Annotated in this window: 11 protein-coding genes and 1 tRNA gene; all 12 read left to right on the forward strand. The window is 65.9% G+C overall.

The window, feature by feature from the left end:
• The first annotated feature begins 174 nt into the window (after window positions 1–174).
• The 12 genes from IE243_RS13135 (at window position 175) to IE243_RS13190 (ending at window position 16,235) form a co-directional block, all read left to right on the forward strand.
• A tRNA-Leu gene (locus tag IE243_RS13135) sits at window positions 175–261 on the forward strand.
• A gap of 635 nt (window positions 262–896) precedes the next feature.
• Complete coding sequence (locus IE243_RS13140; protein WP_191319849.1) at window positions 897–2,654, forward strand: ABC transporter ATP-binding protein; 1,758 nt, start codon at window positions 897–899, stop codon at window positions 2,652–2,654.
• A gap of 286 nt (window positions 2,655–2,940) precedes the next feature.
• Window positions 2,941–3,906, forward strand: coding sequence for a DUF808 domain-containing protein (locus IE243_RS13145; RefSeq protein ID WP_191319850.1), 966 nt, complete (start codon window positions 2,941–2,943; stop codon window positions 3,904–3,906).
• A gap of 260 nt (window positions 3,907–4,166) precedes the next feature.
• Window positions 4,167–5,036: a hypothetical protein gene (locus IE243_RS13150; RefSeq protein ID WP_191319851.1), complete on the forward strand. Its 870-nt coding sequence runs from the start codon at window positions 4,167–4,169 to the stop codon at window positions 5,034–5,036.
• A gap of 181 nt (window positions 5,037–5,217) precedes the next feature.
• Window positions 5,218–6,045 (forward strand): polyphosphate kinase 2 family protein, encoded by an 828-nt coding sequence (locus IE243_RS13155; RefSeq protein ID WP_191319852.1) that lies wholly within the window; start codon window positions 5,218–5,220, stop codon window positions 6,043–6,045.
• Window positions 6,046–6,879: 834 nt separating this feature from the next.
• The gene (locus IE243_RS13160; RefSeq protein WP_191319923.1) at window positions 6,880–7,971 is read left to right on the forward strand and encodes an ABC transporter ATP-binding protein; all 1,092 of its coding nucleotides are present in this window, start codon (window positions 6,880–6,882) and stop codon (window positions 7,969–7,971) included.
• Between the two features lie 29 nt (window positions 7,972–8,000).
• A complete protein-coding gene (locus IE243_RS13165; RefSeq protein ID WP_191319924.1) occupies window positions 8,001–9,026 on the forward strand; it encodes an ABC transporter ATP-binding protein in 1,026 nt (341 codons plus the stop codon).
• Window positions 9,027–9,112: 86 nt separating this feature from the next.
• Window positions 9,113–10,669: an ABC transporter substrate-binding protein gene (locus IE243_RS13170; protein ID WP_244643147.1), complete on the forward strand. Its 1,557-nt coding sequence runs from the start codon at window positions 9,113–9,115 to the stop codon at window positions 10,667–10,669.
• A 105-nt stretch (window positions 10,670–10,774) separates the two neighbouring features.
• Entirely contained in the window at window positions 10,775–11,704 is a 930-nt protein-coding gene (locus tag IE243_RS13175; protein ID WP_373301679.1) for an ABC transporter permease, read from the forward strand.
• Window positions 11,704–12,582: an ABC transporter permease gene (locus tag IE243_RS13180; protein ID WP_191319854.1), complete on the forward strand. Its 879-nt coding sequence runs from the start codon at window positions 11,704–11,706 to the stop codon at window positions 12,580–12,582. Before IE243_RS13175 ends, IE243_RS13180 begins: the two co-directional genes overlap by 1 nt.
• Window positions 12,583–12,681: 99 nt before the next feature.
• Window positions 12,682–14,406, forward strand: a complete 1,725-nt coding sequence (locus tag IE243_RS13185) for a class I adenylate-forming enzyme family protein (RefSeq protein ID WP_191319855.1) — start codon at window positions 12,682–12,684, stop codon at window positions 14,404–14,406.
• Window positions 14,407–14,501: 95 nt separating this feature from the next.
• Window positions 14,502–16,235, forward strand: coding sequence for an AMP-binding protein (locus tag IE243_RS13190; RefSeq protein WP_191319856.1), 1,734 nt, complete (start codon window positions 14,502–14,504; stop codon window positions 16,233–16,235).
• Window positions 16,236–16,238: the final 3 nt, after the last annotated feature.

A 16,238-nucleotide genomic window follows, 5' to 3' on the forward strand; every position in this document is an offset into this window, starting at 1 on the left:
CGCCATCGTCGCACAACCGGGAGAAATGCACAGGACAGACCGAAAAATGCCCGCCGCCTGTGGATAGCCCCGCCATTCAGCGGGAAGCGATATTTGCCCATTGACACCCGCCCGGGCCGGGCCTAAACGAACGCTCACCGGACGACGAGAGCGCCAGACGCTCTCGGAAGTCGGGCCCAGGTGGCGGAATTGGTAGACGCGCTGGCTTCAGGTGCCAGTGGACGCAAGTTCGTGAAGGTTCGAGTCCTTTCCTGGGCACCAACTGGCTGCAACAATCAGTCAGAAGAATTCGAAACGGTGGTTTCCGAATTCATTAAACACCCCCGAAAATACGAAGCAATATTACGGTAGCCCCGAAGGGCTGCGGTAATCTTTGCTTTGTCGTTTGCAGCCAATGTCGCCCCGGCGCGCGCATCAAGGGCGGCGGACCCCGGCTTTGACTCCGGCTCTTCCAGAACGGCCTGTGGCCCCCCTGCCCCCGTACCTGCGGACATTCGCGCTCCTGAAGCCAGGCCGGCCCTGGCTGGGCGCAGCCGCAGCTTTCGCGCGAGGCGCGCCAATCCCGTCACATCCGCAATTTCGCCAGCGCCGCTGTCGCCACGCCCATCGCCCATCGCCCATCGCCCGGCGAGTTGCCTGGAGGACTTCGGGCGCCAGAACGTCACCCGCCTGCACCACCAGCAGCAATCAATAGGGCGCGTAAAATAACAGGCATTATTTGTATTGTTATAATTTAAAACTGCACAAATTCATCTAACCGCCGCCTTCGCCATGGCGGTTGCAGCCGCGCGCTGGAATTGCATCCATCGACTATTATGCGCCATGACGCTATGACCAGTCCGCGCAGCGCTGCAAGTTCTCCGGTGGGCGCGTCGCTTACGCCAGGTTTGCCGTTCATGACTGATTTGCTGAAGCGGTTCGCTTCCTACTATCGCCCTCACAGGGGCCTGTTCGCCCTCGATTTCGGCAGCGCCATCCTTGCCGGCCTGCTTGAGCTTGGCTTCCCCATCGCCGTGATGCTGTTTGTCGACCGGCTGCTGCCCACCAACCAGCTTGGCCTCATCACCTTTGCGGCGCTCGGCCTGCTGGCGATTTACGCCGTCAGCGCGGGCCTGCAGGTGGTGGTGACCTATTGGGGCCACATGCTGGGCGTCAGGATCGAAACGGAAATGCGCCGGCGGGCGTTCGATCACCTGCAAAAGCTGTCGTTCGGCTATTTCGACAACGTCAAGACAGGCCATCTGGTGGCGCGGCTGACCAAGGACCTGGAAGAGATCGGCGAGGTCGCCCACCACGGCCCCGAGGACCTGTTCCTCGCGGTGATGACGCTGATCGGCGCCTTCGTGCTGATGCTCGGCGTGCACGCGCCGCTGGCGATCATTACGGCGGTGATCGTGCCGCTGACAGCGTTCATCACCATGCGCTATGGCGCGCGCATGACCTCCACCTGGCGCGCCATCTACGGGCGCGTCGCCGATTTCAACGCCCGCATCGAGGAGAATGTCGGCGGCATCCGCGTGGTGCAGGCCTTCGCCAACGAGGATCACGAACGGGCCCTGTTCGCCCGCAACAATAGCGCCTATCTCGCCACCAAGCTCGACGCCTATCGGGTGATGGCGGTGTCCCAGTCCCTGTCCTACCTTTCCATGCGTTTCGTCCAGGTGGTGGTGATGCTGGCCGGCGCCTGGTTCGTGGTGCGCGGCGAACTCACCGCTGGCGGCTTCGTCGGCTTCCTGCTGCTGGTCAACGTGTTCTTTCGGCCGCTCGACAAGATCAGCATGGTCATCGAGATGTACCCCAAGGGCATCGCCGGCTTTCAGCGCTATCTGAAGCTGCTCGACACCCGCCCGGAAATCACCGACAGGCCTGGCGCCGCAGTGGCCGGCCGCCTGCGCGGCGGCATCGCCTATCACAACGTGCGCTTTGGCTACGCTGGCGGAGCGCCAATTCTGCGGGACGTCGATTTTGCCTGCCGCGCCGGCGAAACCGTCGCCTTTGTCGGCCCTTCCGGCGCGGGCAAGACGACCATCTGCTCGCTGTTGCCGCGGTTTTATGAAACGGACGCCGGCGTCATTACCATCGACGGCGTCGATATCCGCGACATGACCCTGCGTTCGCTGCGCGAGAACATCGGCATCGTCAGCCAGGACGTGTTCCTGTTCGCTGGAACCTTGCGTGAGAACATCGCCTATGGCCGGCTGGAGGCGAGCGAGGACGAAATTCTGGCGGCGGCCGGACATGCCCGTCTCGAGAGCCTGATCGCCGATTTGCCGGCAGGTCTCGACACGGTCGTCGGCGAGCGCGGCGTCAAGCTCTCTGGCGGCCAGAAACAGCGCGTCGCCATCGCCCGGGTGTTCCTGAAGAACCCGCCGATCCTGATTCTCGACGAGGCCACCAGCGCCCTCGACACCGAGACGGAACGGGCAATCCAGCAATCGCTGGCGGACCTGTCGCGAGGGCGCACGACGCTGGTCATCGCCCACCGCCTCGCCACCATCGCCGACGCCAGTCGCGTGCTGGTGGTGGAGGACGGCCAGATCGTCGAACAGGGCGATCACGCCGCCCTGCTCAACCGCGCTGGCGGCCGCTATCGCCGTCTGCACGCCGCCCAGACAGGCGGCGGGGCGCTGTCCGGCGGCCTGAACGCGATGTAGGGTTGTCAGCCTGGGACGAGGGGCGGACGACAGGAAACCGCGCGGGCCCGCCAGCAAGGCTGGCTGTAGCGGCCGGCGGTTTCGCGTTGAAACGGCTCGCGCGGACCTCCGGCCAGACAGGCTCGCTTCGCCCGCCGCGCGCGCCTCGCGGCCGAACCTGGTCCGGCGCCTTGTCGCGCCGCGACCTGGTCACCAGATCGCGTCCGGCGCACGGCTATCTGGCGGGCCGCCCAGCGCCTACACTGGCGCATCGCCCTGCCCCGAAGCATCCCATGAGTATTCCTGAATGAGCGGCCTGCTCGCCCTGCTTGACGACGTCGCCGCCCTGACGCGGCTGACGGCGGCCTCCCTCGACGACATCGCCGCCAATGCGGCGAAAGCCGGCTCCAAAACCCTGGGCGTCGTGATCGACGACGCCGCGGTGACGCCGGCCTATGTCAACGGCGTCCACGCCAGTCGCGAGTTGCCGATGATCGGTCGCATCGCCCTCGGCAGCCTGCGCAACAAGGTAGCGCTGGCGCCGGCGCTGCTGTTTCTCAACTGGTTTTATCCGCCGGCCATCACGGCCCTGCTGCTGGTGGGCGGCGCCTATCTGTGCTTCGAGGGGGCGGAGAAGATCTGGCATGTCCTGGCGCCTGGCGCGGATCACGCGGTGAGCGACGACATGTCCCCCGGTAATCCCGCCTCGCTGGAGCAGGCGCGCGTCCAGGGCGCGATCAAAACTGATTTCATCCTGTCGGCGGAAATCATGACCGTGGCCCTGTCGGTCATCACCACGCCTTCGCCCTGGCTTCAGGCCGCCGCCCTTCTCGCCGTCGGCGTCATGGTGACAGCCGGCGTCTATGGCGCCGTGGCGATCATCGTCAAACTGGACGACGCCGGGCTGTTCATGGCCCGCGCCGGGCGCTTCGCCCCAACCCGCGCCCTTGGCCGCCTGATGGTCAGGAGCTTGCCCGCCGTGCTGGGAACGCTTTCAGTCATCGGCACGGCGGCGATGCTGTGGGTGGGCGGCAGCATCGTGCTGCATAGCCTGCACGCTTTCGGCCTGCACGCCCCGGCTGACATTATCGCCCGCATGTCCGCTGCGGCGGGGGGCATGGCGCCGGGCGCAGCCGGCGCCGCCACAACATGGATCACGGGCGCGGCGCTCGACGGCGTCGCGGGCCTGGCGCTCGGTCTGGCGATAATTCCACTGACCAACCACCTGGTCAGCCCCATGCTGCGGCTGGTGACGGGCAAAAGGTCCAACTGACGCAGCCATACGCCATGAACATGGGCCTGACGACGCCGTGCCGACGCTCCAAATCGACAACCGCGGATATGGGAGGCGTATTCCCGCGCCGCCCGGATCGCCCCGCGTCGCATTTTCGCGCCTGAGCGGATATTGTCCGGGCCAGCACAACGCCCCGACAGGATCACCACTTGCAAACTGCCCGATTTCTTTGGCTGGTCCTCTTTGCAGCGGCGTTTGCTGGCGCTGCGCCTGCCATCAGCGCAGCGGAAACGTCGCGGATGGATGCCGCTGACCGGCAACCCACTGGCCACGCCCCGGCGGAGCCGGCAGCCGGGGCGAAGGCGGACAAAGACAGCGACCCGTCGGACGATGACGATGATGATGACGACAGGGCGCCCGGTGCAGCTCCGGATTCCTGGCCAACAACCTATCTGGATCTGGAAACCGGCTGGTCGTCGACGCCTGGCAATACGGTTGGCCTCGGCCGGAACAACCTGCGTTTCCTCACCGGCGAGAAATCGCGCGGCTTTTACATGTCCGCGCCGCTCACCATCGAACTCAGCGACCGTCTGACCGTTTACGCCGGGCTGGATGGCTCCGGTTCGCAATCGCTGGGCGAAAAATGGAGCAAGTTCACCCCGGCGTCGTGGAGCGTCGGCGGCTCGGCCGAGATCATCGAACAGTCGGGCTTCATGCCTGGCGTCACCCTGTCCGCCTCGGTGTCGCGCCCGTTTGAACCCATTGCGCTGAGTGTGTTCAACACCACCTGGACTGGCGGCGTCGACCTCGACTATGCCTTCGACGCCGACCAGACGCGCGGGATCACGGCGGGCGTCAGCTACAGCCGCACGCAGGTTTCCTCCAGCTTCGTCCGGGTGGGGCCGCAACTTGGCGGCTATATCGGCGCCTATTGGAGTCCGTCGAACCTGTTCAATGTTTCAGCACAGGTTGGCGTGCAATATTTCGGCGGCGCGGAGGCTGCGTCGCTGCTGCATCTGAAACCGGTGACAACGCCCTACGCCCTGGTGGAGCTGGAGCACGTCGACGATGACGACAACCGGGTTTTCGCCATGAGCGTCGGCTTCGGCTGGTCGCCAAAACCGGTCGTACAGTTCACGATCTCGACGCCGCTTTACCTCGTTCGCTGATCCGGCGCCGGATGGCCGACGCGGGCCATGGCCAACAGGATCGCGGGGGCCGCCAGGATCGCTGCCCCCCAAGAACGGGAATGTGCAGCATCGGGTCCGGATTGAGCCCTGCATGGTTGAGTCTTGCAAGCCGCCGCGTATCGTTTGACGGCCGGAAACAGCGCGATGAGAAGGAGACCCCATGAGCGTCAGGAACCCCCACGGGCGGCGTCACGATTCCGGGGCGGGCGCGCAGACGCTGGCCGATCTCGACATGACCGTGACGCTCGGCGACAAACAATACGCCGCGCAGCTCAAGGAACTGCAGTTGCGGTTCGAGCGGATCCAGCAGGCCTATCTGTACCACGGACACAAGGGCCTGGTGGCTTTTGAGGGCTGGGACGCGGCTGGCAAGGGCGGCGCGATCCGGCGCATTTCCGCTGTGATGGACCCGCGCGGGTTCAAGGTCTGGCCCATAGCGGCCCCCGAGCCGCAGGACCAGAAACGCCACTACATGGCGCGTTTCTGGGACCGGGCCCCGGCCCGGGGCGAAATCTGCATTTTCGACCGGTCCTGGTATGGCCGCGTGCTGGTGGAGCGGGTCGAAGGTTTCGCCAGCGCCGCTGAATGGCGGCGCGCCTATGCTGAAATCAATGCCTTTGAGCAATTGATGGTCGATGACGGCGCCCGCATCGCCAAGGTCTTTCTGTATATCACGCCCGACGAGCAGTTGCAGCGCTTCCGCGACCGGCTTGAAAACCCGTTAAAACGCTGGAAGCTGAGTTATGAGGACTTCCGCAATCGCGAGAAGTGGGGCGAATACGAAAGCGCGGTGAATGACATGCTGGCGCACACCGATACCGGCGCTGCGCCATGGAAGGTTATTCCAGCCAATTGCAAGCGCTATGCCCGCATCGCCGCCATGACCGAGATCGCGGACCGTCTCGAGGCTGGCGTTGACCTCGCCCCGCGACCGCTCGATCCCGAAATCCGCCGCCGGTTCCGCAGCATGGAAAAGAGCCAGGACTGAGCTGAAACCGTATCCGCGCGGCGGCATGCCGACGTCCGCCGCGACAAAAGCCGGAAAACCGCCGCGCCGCCGCCCCGGCCGCGCCAGGTTTCCACAGCCGATGCGTCAGGTCGCCCCTACGGCATGGCCGTCCCGCCCAACAGACTGAAACAGAATATATTTCTCCATGCCGCGCCGCCGCCGCGCCGGCCTTGGCGCGCTGGCGGAGCCGGGCGCGACCTTTTCCGTCCTGGAACCGGAAACGCCGCGCTTGCGCAAGCGTTTACTCAGACTGCGCCTGTCTGGAAGCGGCTGCGCAGCCCACAACGGGAGAAGGCGCGCGACCCCGGCGAGCATTGACAGGCTTACATATGTGATCTCAGATAAAATATAAACAGGACGTCCGGCCTCCGGCTGCGTCCAGAATAACCCCTGACTGGCGGGCGGCTACACGGCCGCCACTGGTTCGGGACGGCGCTCCGGGGGGGGAACGCCACTGCAGCCCGCATGCTGCGTCAGAGCATTTCCGCGCAAGGCGAAGCCGCCTTGTCGGGGAAGTGCGCCAGGGGTCCGGGCGACGCGCAGACGTTGTCCTGATCTTTTCTGAAGCGCGCGGCGTGGCGGCTGGCGAGCAGGTCGAACGGCCTGCGCGTCTGGAGCGGTTTCCTATGGGCGAGCAGACGCTGTGACCTCAAAAGAAATCACTCAAAACCAATAAGCCAGATCAGGATTCCGCTTCGAGGCGAGCGGCGGTTCGTTCTGACAAAAACCGACGGGAGGGCCGTCATGACCGATATTCCGGCGAAGCTGTCGTTCGCTCCAGGCAACGCGGACCATCTGACGGGCCGTGGCTCCATGGCGACCGGCCACGCGTCCGCAAGCCGGCCAGTCACCGGCGCAACGCCCCTGCTGGAGGTGCGCGATCTGTCGACCGCGTTCCTCACCAGCAACGGCGAACTGCCGATTACCCGTCAGATCAGCTTCAGCATCAATGCCGGCGAGCGCGTCGGCCTCGTTGGCGAAAGTGGTTGCGGCAAATCGGTCACCGGCCTGTCGCTGATGCGGCTGTTGCCGCCACATACGGCGCGGATTACTGGCCAGGCGCACCTCGCCGGCCAGGACCTGATGGCCCTGTCCGCCCGCCAGATGCGGGCGGTGCGCGGCCGCGACGTCGCCATGATCTTCCAGGAGCCGATGAGCGCGCTCGATCCGGTGTTCACCGTGGGCGAACAGATCGCCGAGGCGTATCGCGTGCATTTTCCGGTCAGCAGGGCTGAGGCGCGCCAGCGGGCCATCGCGGCGCTGGTGGAGGTCGGCATTCCGGCGCCTGAGCAGCGCTATGACGAATATCCTCACCAATTGTCCGGGGGCATGCGCCAGCGGGTGATGATCGCCATGGCGCTGATCTGCGAGCCAAAGCTGATCATCGCCGACGAGCCAACCACAGCGCTGGACGTCACCATTCAGGCGCAGATCACCGACCTGCTGCGCTCCCTGAGCGAACGCACCGGCGCCGCCCTCATCTTCATCACCCACGATCTGGGCGTCGTCGCCGAGACCTGCACGCGCATGATCACCATGTACGCCGGCGAGATCGTCGAGGACGCGCCGGTGGACGACGTGCTGACGCGGCCGCGTCATCCCTACACCTCCGGCCTGCTGCGGTCGCTGCCCGGCCTTAGCGCCCGGCGCGGGGTGCTGCCGTCAATCCCCGGGCGGGTGCCGTCGCCGGGCCGCATGCCGGACGGCTGCCGGTTTCGCGAGCGCTGCGGCCACGCCATGGCCGGGTGCGAACGCGAGCAGACGCTGCTGCCAATGGCCGCCGACCACGTGGCCCGGTGCTGGCGCGCCCGCGACCTGCGCCTGCCGGGATCGGTGAACGACATGGCCGCGGATAGTCCCGTCGCCCACAATCTGGCCGTTGCTGCGGGAGAAATCCGTCCATGAGTTCCGTCACGAGCAGCCCACCCGCGCGCATGTCCCAACAGGCCGGGCAGCAGACCCAGGCTGCCGGGCGACAACCGCCAGTGCTGCGGGTGGAGGACCTGCGCATCCGCTTTCCGGTCAACAATGGCCTGGATACCGTCAAGGCCGTCGATGGCGTGGATTTCGAGGTGCGCCAGGGTGAAACCTTCGGCGTCATTGGCGAGTCTGGCTCAGGCAAGACCACCATCGGCCGCGCGCTGGTCTGCCTGCTGCAACCCACCTCCGGCCGCATCCTTCACGACGGCGTCGACCCGGCCACCCTGAGCCGGTCCGCCTTCCGCAAGCGCCGCCGCGACTACCAGATCATTTTCCAGGACCCCAACGCGGCGTTGAACCCGCGCATGACCATCCTCGACAGCGTCATGGAGCCGTTGTGGGCGGCTGGCGAGGGCGACGACGCATCGCGCCGGCGCGCGGCCACGGAGGCGCTGGTCCGCGTTGGCCTGCCGCCAGAAGCGGGCGAGCGTTATCCGCACCAGCTTTCCGGCGGCCAGAAGCAGCGCGTCAACATCGCCCGGGTGCTCACCCTGCGCCCCCGCATGATCGTCTGCGACGAGGTTGTCGCGGCGCTGGACGTGTCGATCCGCGGCGACGTGCTGAACCTGTTCGCTGACCTGCAGCGCGAGTTCGGTCTCACCTATGTGTTCATCACCCACGACATTTCCGTGGTGTCGCACATCTCCGACCGCATCGCCGTCACCTATCTCGGCCGGTTCATGGAACTGGGACCGGCCGACGCGGTGACGGAAAAGCCATTGCATCCCTACACCCAGGCGCTGCTGTCGGCCGAGCCCGTGCCGCTGCCGTCCAACATGCGGGTCAACCGGCGGATCATGCTGGAGGGCGAAATTCCAAGCCCGGTGTCGCCGCCCTCGGGCTGCCGGTTCCGCACGCGCTGCCCATCGGCGCAGGCGCGTTGCGCTTCGGAAGAGCCGGCCTGGCGCGAATTGCGGCCGGACCACTGGGTCGCCTGCCATTTCGCCACACCGGAGGGACCGCCGCCGCCCAACGGCTGAACCACCGGTCGCATTTACAGATTCAGCCAGACAACAAAAAGGCGCAGCCCGAAAAGGGGCCTCACGCCGCAGCAGGGGAAACGTCCATGAGCCAAGACCTTATCCGCGCGCCGCTTGCCAGCATGCTGGACCGCCGTTCGTTTCTTGCCCTGGTCGGCGCCGCCGGCGCGGCGACGCTGGCCGGCGGCTCCGCCATGGCCGCCGAGCCAAAGCGCGGCGGCGTGCTGCGGCTCGCCGCGAGCATCAACCCGTCGTCGCTCGATCCGACGACCGGCGGCTCAGGTTTCGACCACTGCTACCTGTGGACGATGTACGACACGCTGGTGGAGTGGGACTACGACACGCTGAAGCCCAAGCCCGGGCTGGCGAAATGGTCCTTCCCCGATCCGAAAACCATGGTGCTTGACTTGCAACCCAACGTGAAATTCCACGATGGCGCGCCGCTCGACGCCGAGGCCGTGAAGTTCAATCTCGACCGCAGCCGTCAGGACCAGCGCTCCAACGTCAAGGCTGACCTGACCAGCGTCGCCGAGGTTGTGGTCACCGGCCCGCTTCAGGTGACGCTGAAGCTGAAGAATCCCGACACGGCCCTGCCCGCCATCCTGTCCGACCGTTGCGGCATGATCATCTCGCCGACCGCGGTCAAAACCCACGGCGCGGCCAGCGATCGCAACCCTGTCGGCGCCGGTCCGTGGAAATTTGTCAGTTGGGCCGACAACCAGAAGGTCGTCGTCGCCCGCAACGACAATTACTGGCGCAAGGATCGCGGCTTCGTCGACGGCATCGAGTTCAACGTTATACCGGAGCAGGCCACCGGTCTGCGCTCGGTCGTCGCCGGTCAGAACGACATGACCTTCTCCCTGCCGGCGCGGCTGAAGCCCGTCATCGCCAAAGCCAAGGAATTGCAGAGCATCTCGGCGCCGACGCTGTACTGCATCCAGTTCTACTTCAATACGAAGCGCAAGCCGCTCGACAACCTGAAGGTGCGCCAGGCGATCAACTTCGCCCTCGATCGCGACGCATTCGTGCGCGCCACCATGGCGGGCCTTGGCGAAGCCGCGACGATGACCTTGCCGAAATCACACTGGGCCTGGTCCGAGGCGGCGTCGAAGCTTTATCCGCACAGCGTCGAGAAGGCGAAGAAACTGCTGGAGGAAGCTGGCTTCCCCCAGGGCATCGAGCTGACCGTCGGCGCCTACACCGACCAGGATTCGGTGCGGCGCGCCGAGGTGTTGCAGGAGCAGCTTGGCAAGGCTGGCATTCGCCTGAAGTTCACCCGCGGCACCGTGGCCGAGATCAGCGCCAATTTCTTCAACCAGGGCTACGACATGCTGCTGTCCGCCTGGACCGGGCGGCCTGACCCGAGCATGACCTACGCCCTCGGCTTCGACAAAGGCGCCTATTACAACGCCGGTCGCGAAGCCACCGAGGAACTGAGCGACCTCATCCGCCGCAGCCGTGAGAGCGAGAACCTGAAAGAGCGCGCGGCGGTGTTCGACAAGATCCAGCAGATCACCATGGGCCAGGCCCTGTCGGCGCCGGTCGCCTTCCAGTACGAGCTCTCGGCGATGACGCCAAAGGTCAAGGGCTATCGTCCCAACCTGCTTGGCAAGCCGAAATTCGAGTTCGTCAGCCTGGAGTGAGGCGTCCGTAATTGCGCCCGTTTCCGGCCGCCCGCTTGAGGCGCGGCGGCCGGAGCCTCGCCACCCACACCACGGTATGAGATGCTCGCTCCAGCCAAACGCCGGATGATCCGGAGGCGCCTGCTGCAGGCGATTCCCGTCATCATTCTCGCCACCTTCATCGTCTTCGGCCTGCTCAAGCTGGTGCCTGGCGACATCGCCGTGACCCTGGCCGGGGACAACGCCACCGACGCCCGCATCGCCGAGATCCGCACGATGTATGGCCTCGACCAGCCGTTCCTCGTCCAGTACGGCGGCTGGCTGATGAAAGCGGTGCAGGGCGACCTGTCGAAATCCCTGCTCTCTGGCGAGGCGGTGCTCACGTCCATCGCCCGCTGTCTGCCCAACACCATGCTCATCGTCGTTCTGGCGCTGATGCTCGCCATGGCGATCGGCATTCCCCTGGGCATTCTGGCCGCCAGCCGTCCCGGCGGCTGGGTCGACGGCTTCGTCATGTCGGTGGCCTCGCTCGGCGTCGCCATTCCCAATTTCTGGCTGGCGATGCTGCTGGTGGCCTGGCTGTCGCTGAGCATGGGCTGGCTGCCGGCGACCGGCTCGGTTCCCTTCACGGAAAACCCTTGGGAATCCTTGCGACACGCCATATTGCCCGCCGTCGCGCTGGCCTCGGGCGGCATCGCCGAGGTGGCGCGCCAGTTGCGTTCGTCCCTGGTGGAGGTGCTGTCGTCGCAGCAGGTGCGCACCCTGCACGCGAAGGGCGTTGGGCCGGCTTCCATTCTCTGGAAGCACGGCCTGAAGAATGTCAGCGTTAACCTGCTCACCGTCATCAGCCTGCTGGCCAACCGCATCCTTGCCGCCACCGTGGTGGTTGAGGCGGTGTTCGCCATCCCGGGCATGGGCAGCCTGATCGTCCACGCCGCCGTCCAGCGCGATTTTCCGGTCGTTCAGGGCGTGGTGTTCGTGATGGTGCTGATCGTGGTCAGCATCAATTTGCTGACCGACGTGCTCTACAGCGTGCTTGATCCGAGGATTTCATGATGGCTGACGTCACGATGTCCACGCCCCTCGCCCGCCCGCGACGCCTCGGCGGTTTCGCCCGCTGGCTCAGAACCGACCGGCGCGGCGCCATTTCGCTGTTCTTCCTGCTGGCGCTGGTCGCCGTCGCCATCGCCGCGCCGCTGCTGGCGCCGTATTCGCCGACAGAGCAGAACATCGACGCGGCGCTGGCGCCCATGTCGGCGCAGCACTGGCTCGGCGCCGATGACCTCGGCCGCGACACCCTCAGCCGCCTGCTCTATGGCGCCCGCGCCAGCCTCTACGCCAGCGTGCTGGCCGTGGTCATCGCCATCGCCATCGGCGTGCCGGTGGGGCTGATCGCCGGTTACGCCGGCGGCTGGACCGATGAGATCATCAGCCGCATCATCGACAGCCTGCTGTCGTTCCCGGCCATCGTGCTGGCCATCGCCGTCACCGGCGCCCTCGGCATCGGCCTCACCAACGGCATGATCTCGGTCGGCATCGTCTTCTCGCCCATGCTGGCGCGACTGGTCCGGGCCCGGACGCTGGTGGTGCGCAACGATCTCTATGTGGACGCCGCCCGCTGCTTCGGCCTGCCCACCTGGCAGATCCTGTGGCGGCACGTGCTGCCGAACACCATCCAGCCGGTCATCGTCCAGGTGACGCTGCTGCTGGCGGCGGCGCTGCTGGCCGAGGCCAGCCTCAGCTTCCTCGGCCTCGGCATCCAGCCGCCGGAACCGAGCTGGGGCGCCATGCTGGCCCGCGCCTACCAGAACATGGAGATCTCGCCGGAGCAGATGTATCCGCCCGGCCTCATCATCATGTTCACCGCCCTCGCCTTCAACACCCTGGGCGAATCGCTGCGCACGGCGCTCGATCCAACCATGAAGCGCCTGTGAGCCCTCATTGAGCGGAACCCCGGTCAAACCCGCCCGGAGTTCTGCGCAATACTTTTGTTTTTGACGCGCAACGCGACAATAAAACCGCGTGAGGAAACGATGACGCCCGAGGAACTGTTCGCCGACATGCTGGCGCATGGCGACATGGTGCTGGAACGCCTGGATGACGTCGCCGCGCGAATGCCGGACAAGACGTTCATCCATTACGGCGAAGACAATGTGCGCCTGAGCTTCTCCGAATTCCGCAAGCAGTCGGACGCCATCGCCGCCGGCCTCGCCGCCATGGGACTGCCGCGCGGCCAGCCGGTCAGCGTCCTCACCCGCAATTCTCTGGTGGCGGCGCTGGCCATGTTCGGCATCTGGCGGGCTGGCGGCGTTTATGCGCCGGTGAACTTCAATTTCACCGGGCCGCTGCTCTCCTACCAGCTGCGCGACACCAACCCGTTCGCGCTCATCACCGACCCCAGCTTCGCGCCGGTGCTCGGCGGCGTTGTCGATGAAATCCCGCTGCAGCGGCTGATCGTCCACACCCCGGACGCCGGCGATCATGACGCCACGACCGAGCGCTTCGGCGCCGAATTCAGCCGCCTGGACATCAGCGATTTCGCCGCCTTGCTGAAATCGCCAGGACCGGCGCCGCAGCTGAGCTTCCGCCCGTTCGATCCAGCCAACATCGTCTACACCTCCGGCACCACCGGCCCGTCCAAGGGCGTGCTGCAGCCGTTCCGCTGGCTGAACAACTACCTGCACCTGATGCGGCGGATGACCACGACCGACGATGTGATCTATTGCGACCTGCCCATGTACCATGTGGGGGGCGCATTTTTCCTGCTGGCCCGCGCCGTCTGGCAGGGCAACACCGTCGGCCTGTGGGACAAGTTCAGCCCCAACAAATTCTGGGACCGCATCGCCGAATGCGGCGCCAGCACCTGCGTGCTGCTCGACGTGATGGTGCCCTGGCTGATGTCGGCGCCGCCGCGCGACAGCGACCGCGCCAACACCCTGAACAAGGTGCACATGCAGCCGCTGCCGCCCAATCACCACGAGGTGGCCCGGCGCTTCGGCTTCGACTTCGTCACCTCCGGCTTCGGCCAGACTGAATCCGGCCTCGGCTTCGCCGGTGTCATTGACCAGTTCGGCGATGCGGAAGGCACCCCGAAACATCTGTGGAAAGGCTATGCCAAGGCCGATCTGCTGGCCCGCTGCCGTGAGTCGGACCGTCCGGTCCTGAACGGCGCCGAGCCGGTTCCAAAGGGCTTCATGGGCGCGCCCAACCAGGTCTATGAAGTCGCCGTCCTCGATGAGGACGACAACCGCCTGCCGCCGGGCGAAGTCGGCCAGCTGGCCTTCCGCCCGCGATATCCCGGCCTGTTGCTGCTGGAATATTTCGGCAAGCCCGAAGCCACGGCCAAGGTGCTCCGCACCTGCTGGTTCCATACGGGCGACGCCTGCCGCGAACTGCCGGAGATGCCTGGCGTCTACAGTTTCGTCGACCGCATGGGCGGCTTTTTCCGCGTGCGCGGCGAGAATGTCTCGTCCTACGAAGTGGAGGCCCTGCTGGCCCGCCACGACAAGGTCCGCGCCGCCGCCGCGGTTCCGGTTCCGGCGCGCGAGGGTTCGGAAGAGGACATCGCCGTGTTCATCGAACTGGTCGAGGGCCACGCCATGGACGAGGCGGAGCTGCGCGACCACGCGCGGGCGATGATGCCGAAATACATGCAGCCGGCCCATGTGCGCTTCATCGACGCCCTGCCGCTGACGCCAACCAGCAAGATCGAGAAATACAAGCTGAAGCGTCAGATCATGGATGAGCTCGGCCTCTGAGGCCATTCCGGGAAACAGGGCGAACGTCTGCTTCCGGCGCCGGTCAGGCGCGTTCGCCCTGGCCCGGCAACCGGAAATGACCAGGAGATACGCCCATGACCCTGAACGTCGAAAACCAGACCTGTCCGGCGACCGATGAGGACGCCTACCTCGCCCATCTGCGCGACCTGTACGACAGGGCGTGGCCCGACAACACGCCGCGCACGCCGACATACGTGCACGGCGAAATCCCGCTCAGCGAATATCTGCGCACATGGGCGCGGCTGCAGCCGGATCATGACGCGCTGATCTTCTACGGTCGCCGTTACACCTGGCGCGAGCTGGACGATCTCAGCGACCGTTTCGCAGCGCTGCTGCAACGCCTCAACGTCAGGGCCGGCGACCGCGTCGCCGTGTTCATGCCCAACTGTCCCCAGTTCCATGTGGTGTTCTTCGGCATTCTCAAGCTTGGCGCCGTGCATGTGCCGGTCAGCCCGCTGTCGCGCGCCTTCGAGCTGGCCTATGAGCTCAACGACACCGCCGCCGAAGTCATCGTCGCGCTTGACGAACTTAGCGGCGTCATCGACGCGGTGCGCGGCGAAACCAGCCTGCGCGAGGTCATCGTCACCGGCTTTGCCGACGTCCTGCCCGACGATCCGGAAATTCCGGCGCCAGCCTCGCTGCGCACGGCGCGAACGCTGCCGCCGGGCGCGACCGATCTGATGCCGGCGCTTGCGGCGATCACCGACGCCGCGCCGTTGCCGCCCCCGGACATCGACGCCGTCGCGGCGCTGAACTACACCGGCGGCACCACCGGCATGCCCAAGGGCTGCGTCCACACCCAGCGCGACATGGTCTACACCGCCGCCGCCAATTACGGCGTGTCGCTGCGCATGTCGCCCGACAATGTCTCCCTGTCGTTCTTCCCGGAATTCTGGATCGCCGGCGAGAACGCCGGGCTGATCTTTCCCACCTTCGCCGGCTCGACCCTGGTGTTGCTGGCGCGCTGGGATCCGCTCGGCGTGCTGGCGGCCATCGACCGCTACAAGGTCAACACCATGGCCATGCCGGTGGATGGGGCCGTCGAGTTGATGGATCATCCGCGCTTCGACGACTTCGACCTGTCGTCGCTGGCCCAGGTGCGCGTCGTGTCCTTCGTCAAGAAGCTCAACGCCGAATATCGCGGCCGCTGGAAGGCGCTCACCGGCCTCACCCTGGTCGAGAGTTCGTGGGGCATGACCGAGACCCACACCTCCAACACCTTCACGGTCGGCTTCCAGACCAACGACTTCGATCTGAACAGCCGGCCAGTGTTCGTCGGTCTGCCGGTGCCCGGGGCCGAATTCAAGATCACCGATTTCGACACCGGCGAACTGGTTCCTCTCGACGGCGAAGGCGAAATCCGCGTGCGGACGCCGTCGCTGCTCAAGGCTTACTGGAACAAGCCGGAAGCAACGGCCGAGGCGCTCGGCGACGGCTGGTTGCGCACCGGCGACATCGGCTGCATCGACGCCGACGGCTTCCTGCATTTTCTGGGGCGCCGCAAGGAAATGCTGAAGGTGAAGGGCATGAGCGTGTTTCCGCCCGAAATCGAGGCGGTGCTCGGCCAGCACCCGGCTATCCTTGGCTCCGGCGTCATCGGCCGCGCCGATCCGGACAAGGGCCAGGTCCCTGTGGCCTTCATCCAGCTAAAACCGGAAGCGGCGGGCGAGGTCACGGCGGCCGATATCGAAACCTGGTGTCGCGAACGCATGGCCAGCTACAAGACGCCGGAAGTGCGCCTGGTCGAGGCCCTGCCGATGACCGCCACCGGCAAGGTGCGCAAGCAGGACCTCAACGCCGATTCATAGAGG

Source organism: Camelimonas fluminis, assembly GCF_014656355.1.
GTDB lineage: Bacteria > Pseudomonadota > Alphaproteobacteria > Rhizobiales > Beijerinckiaceae > Camelimonas > Camelimonas fluminis.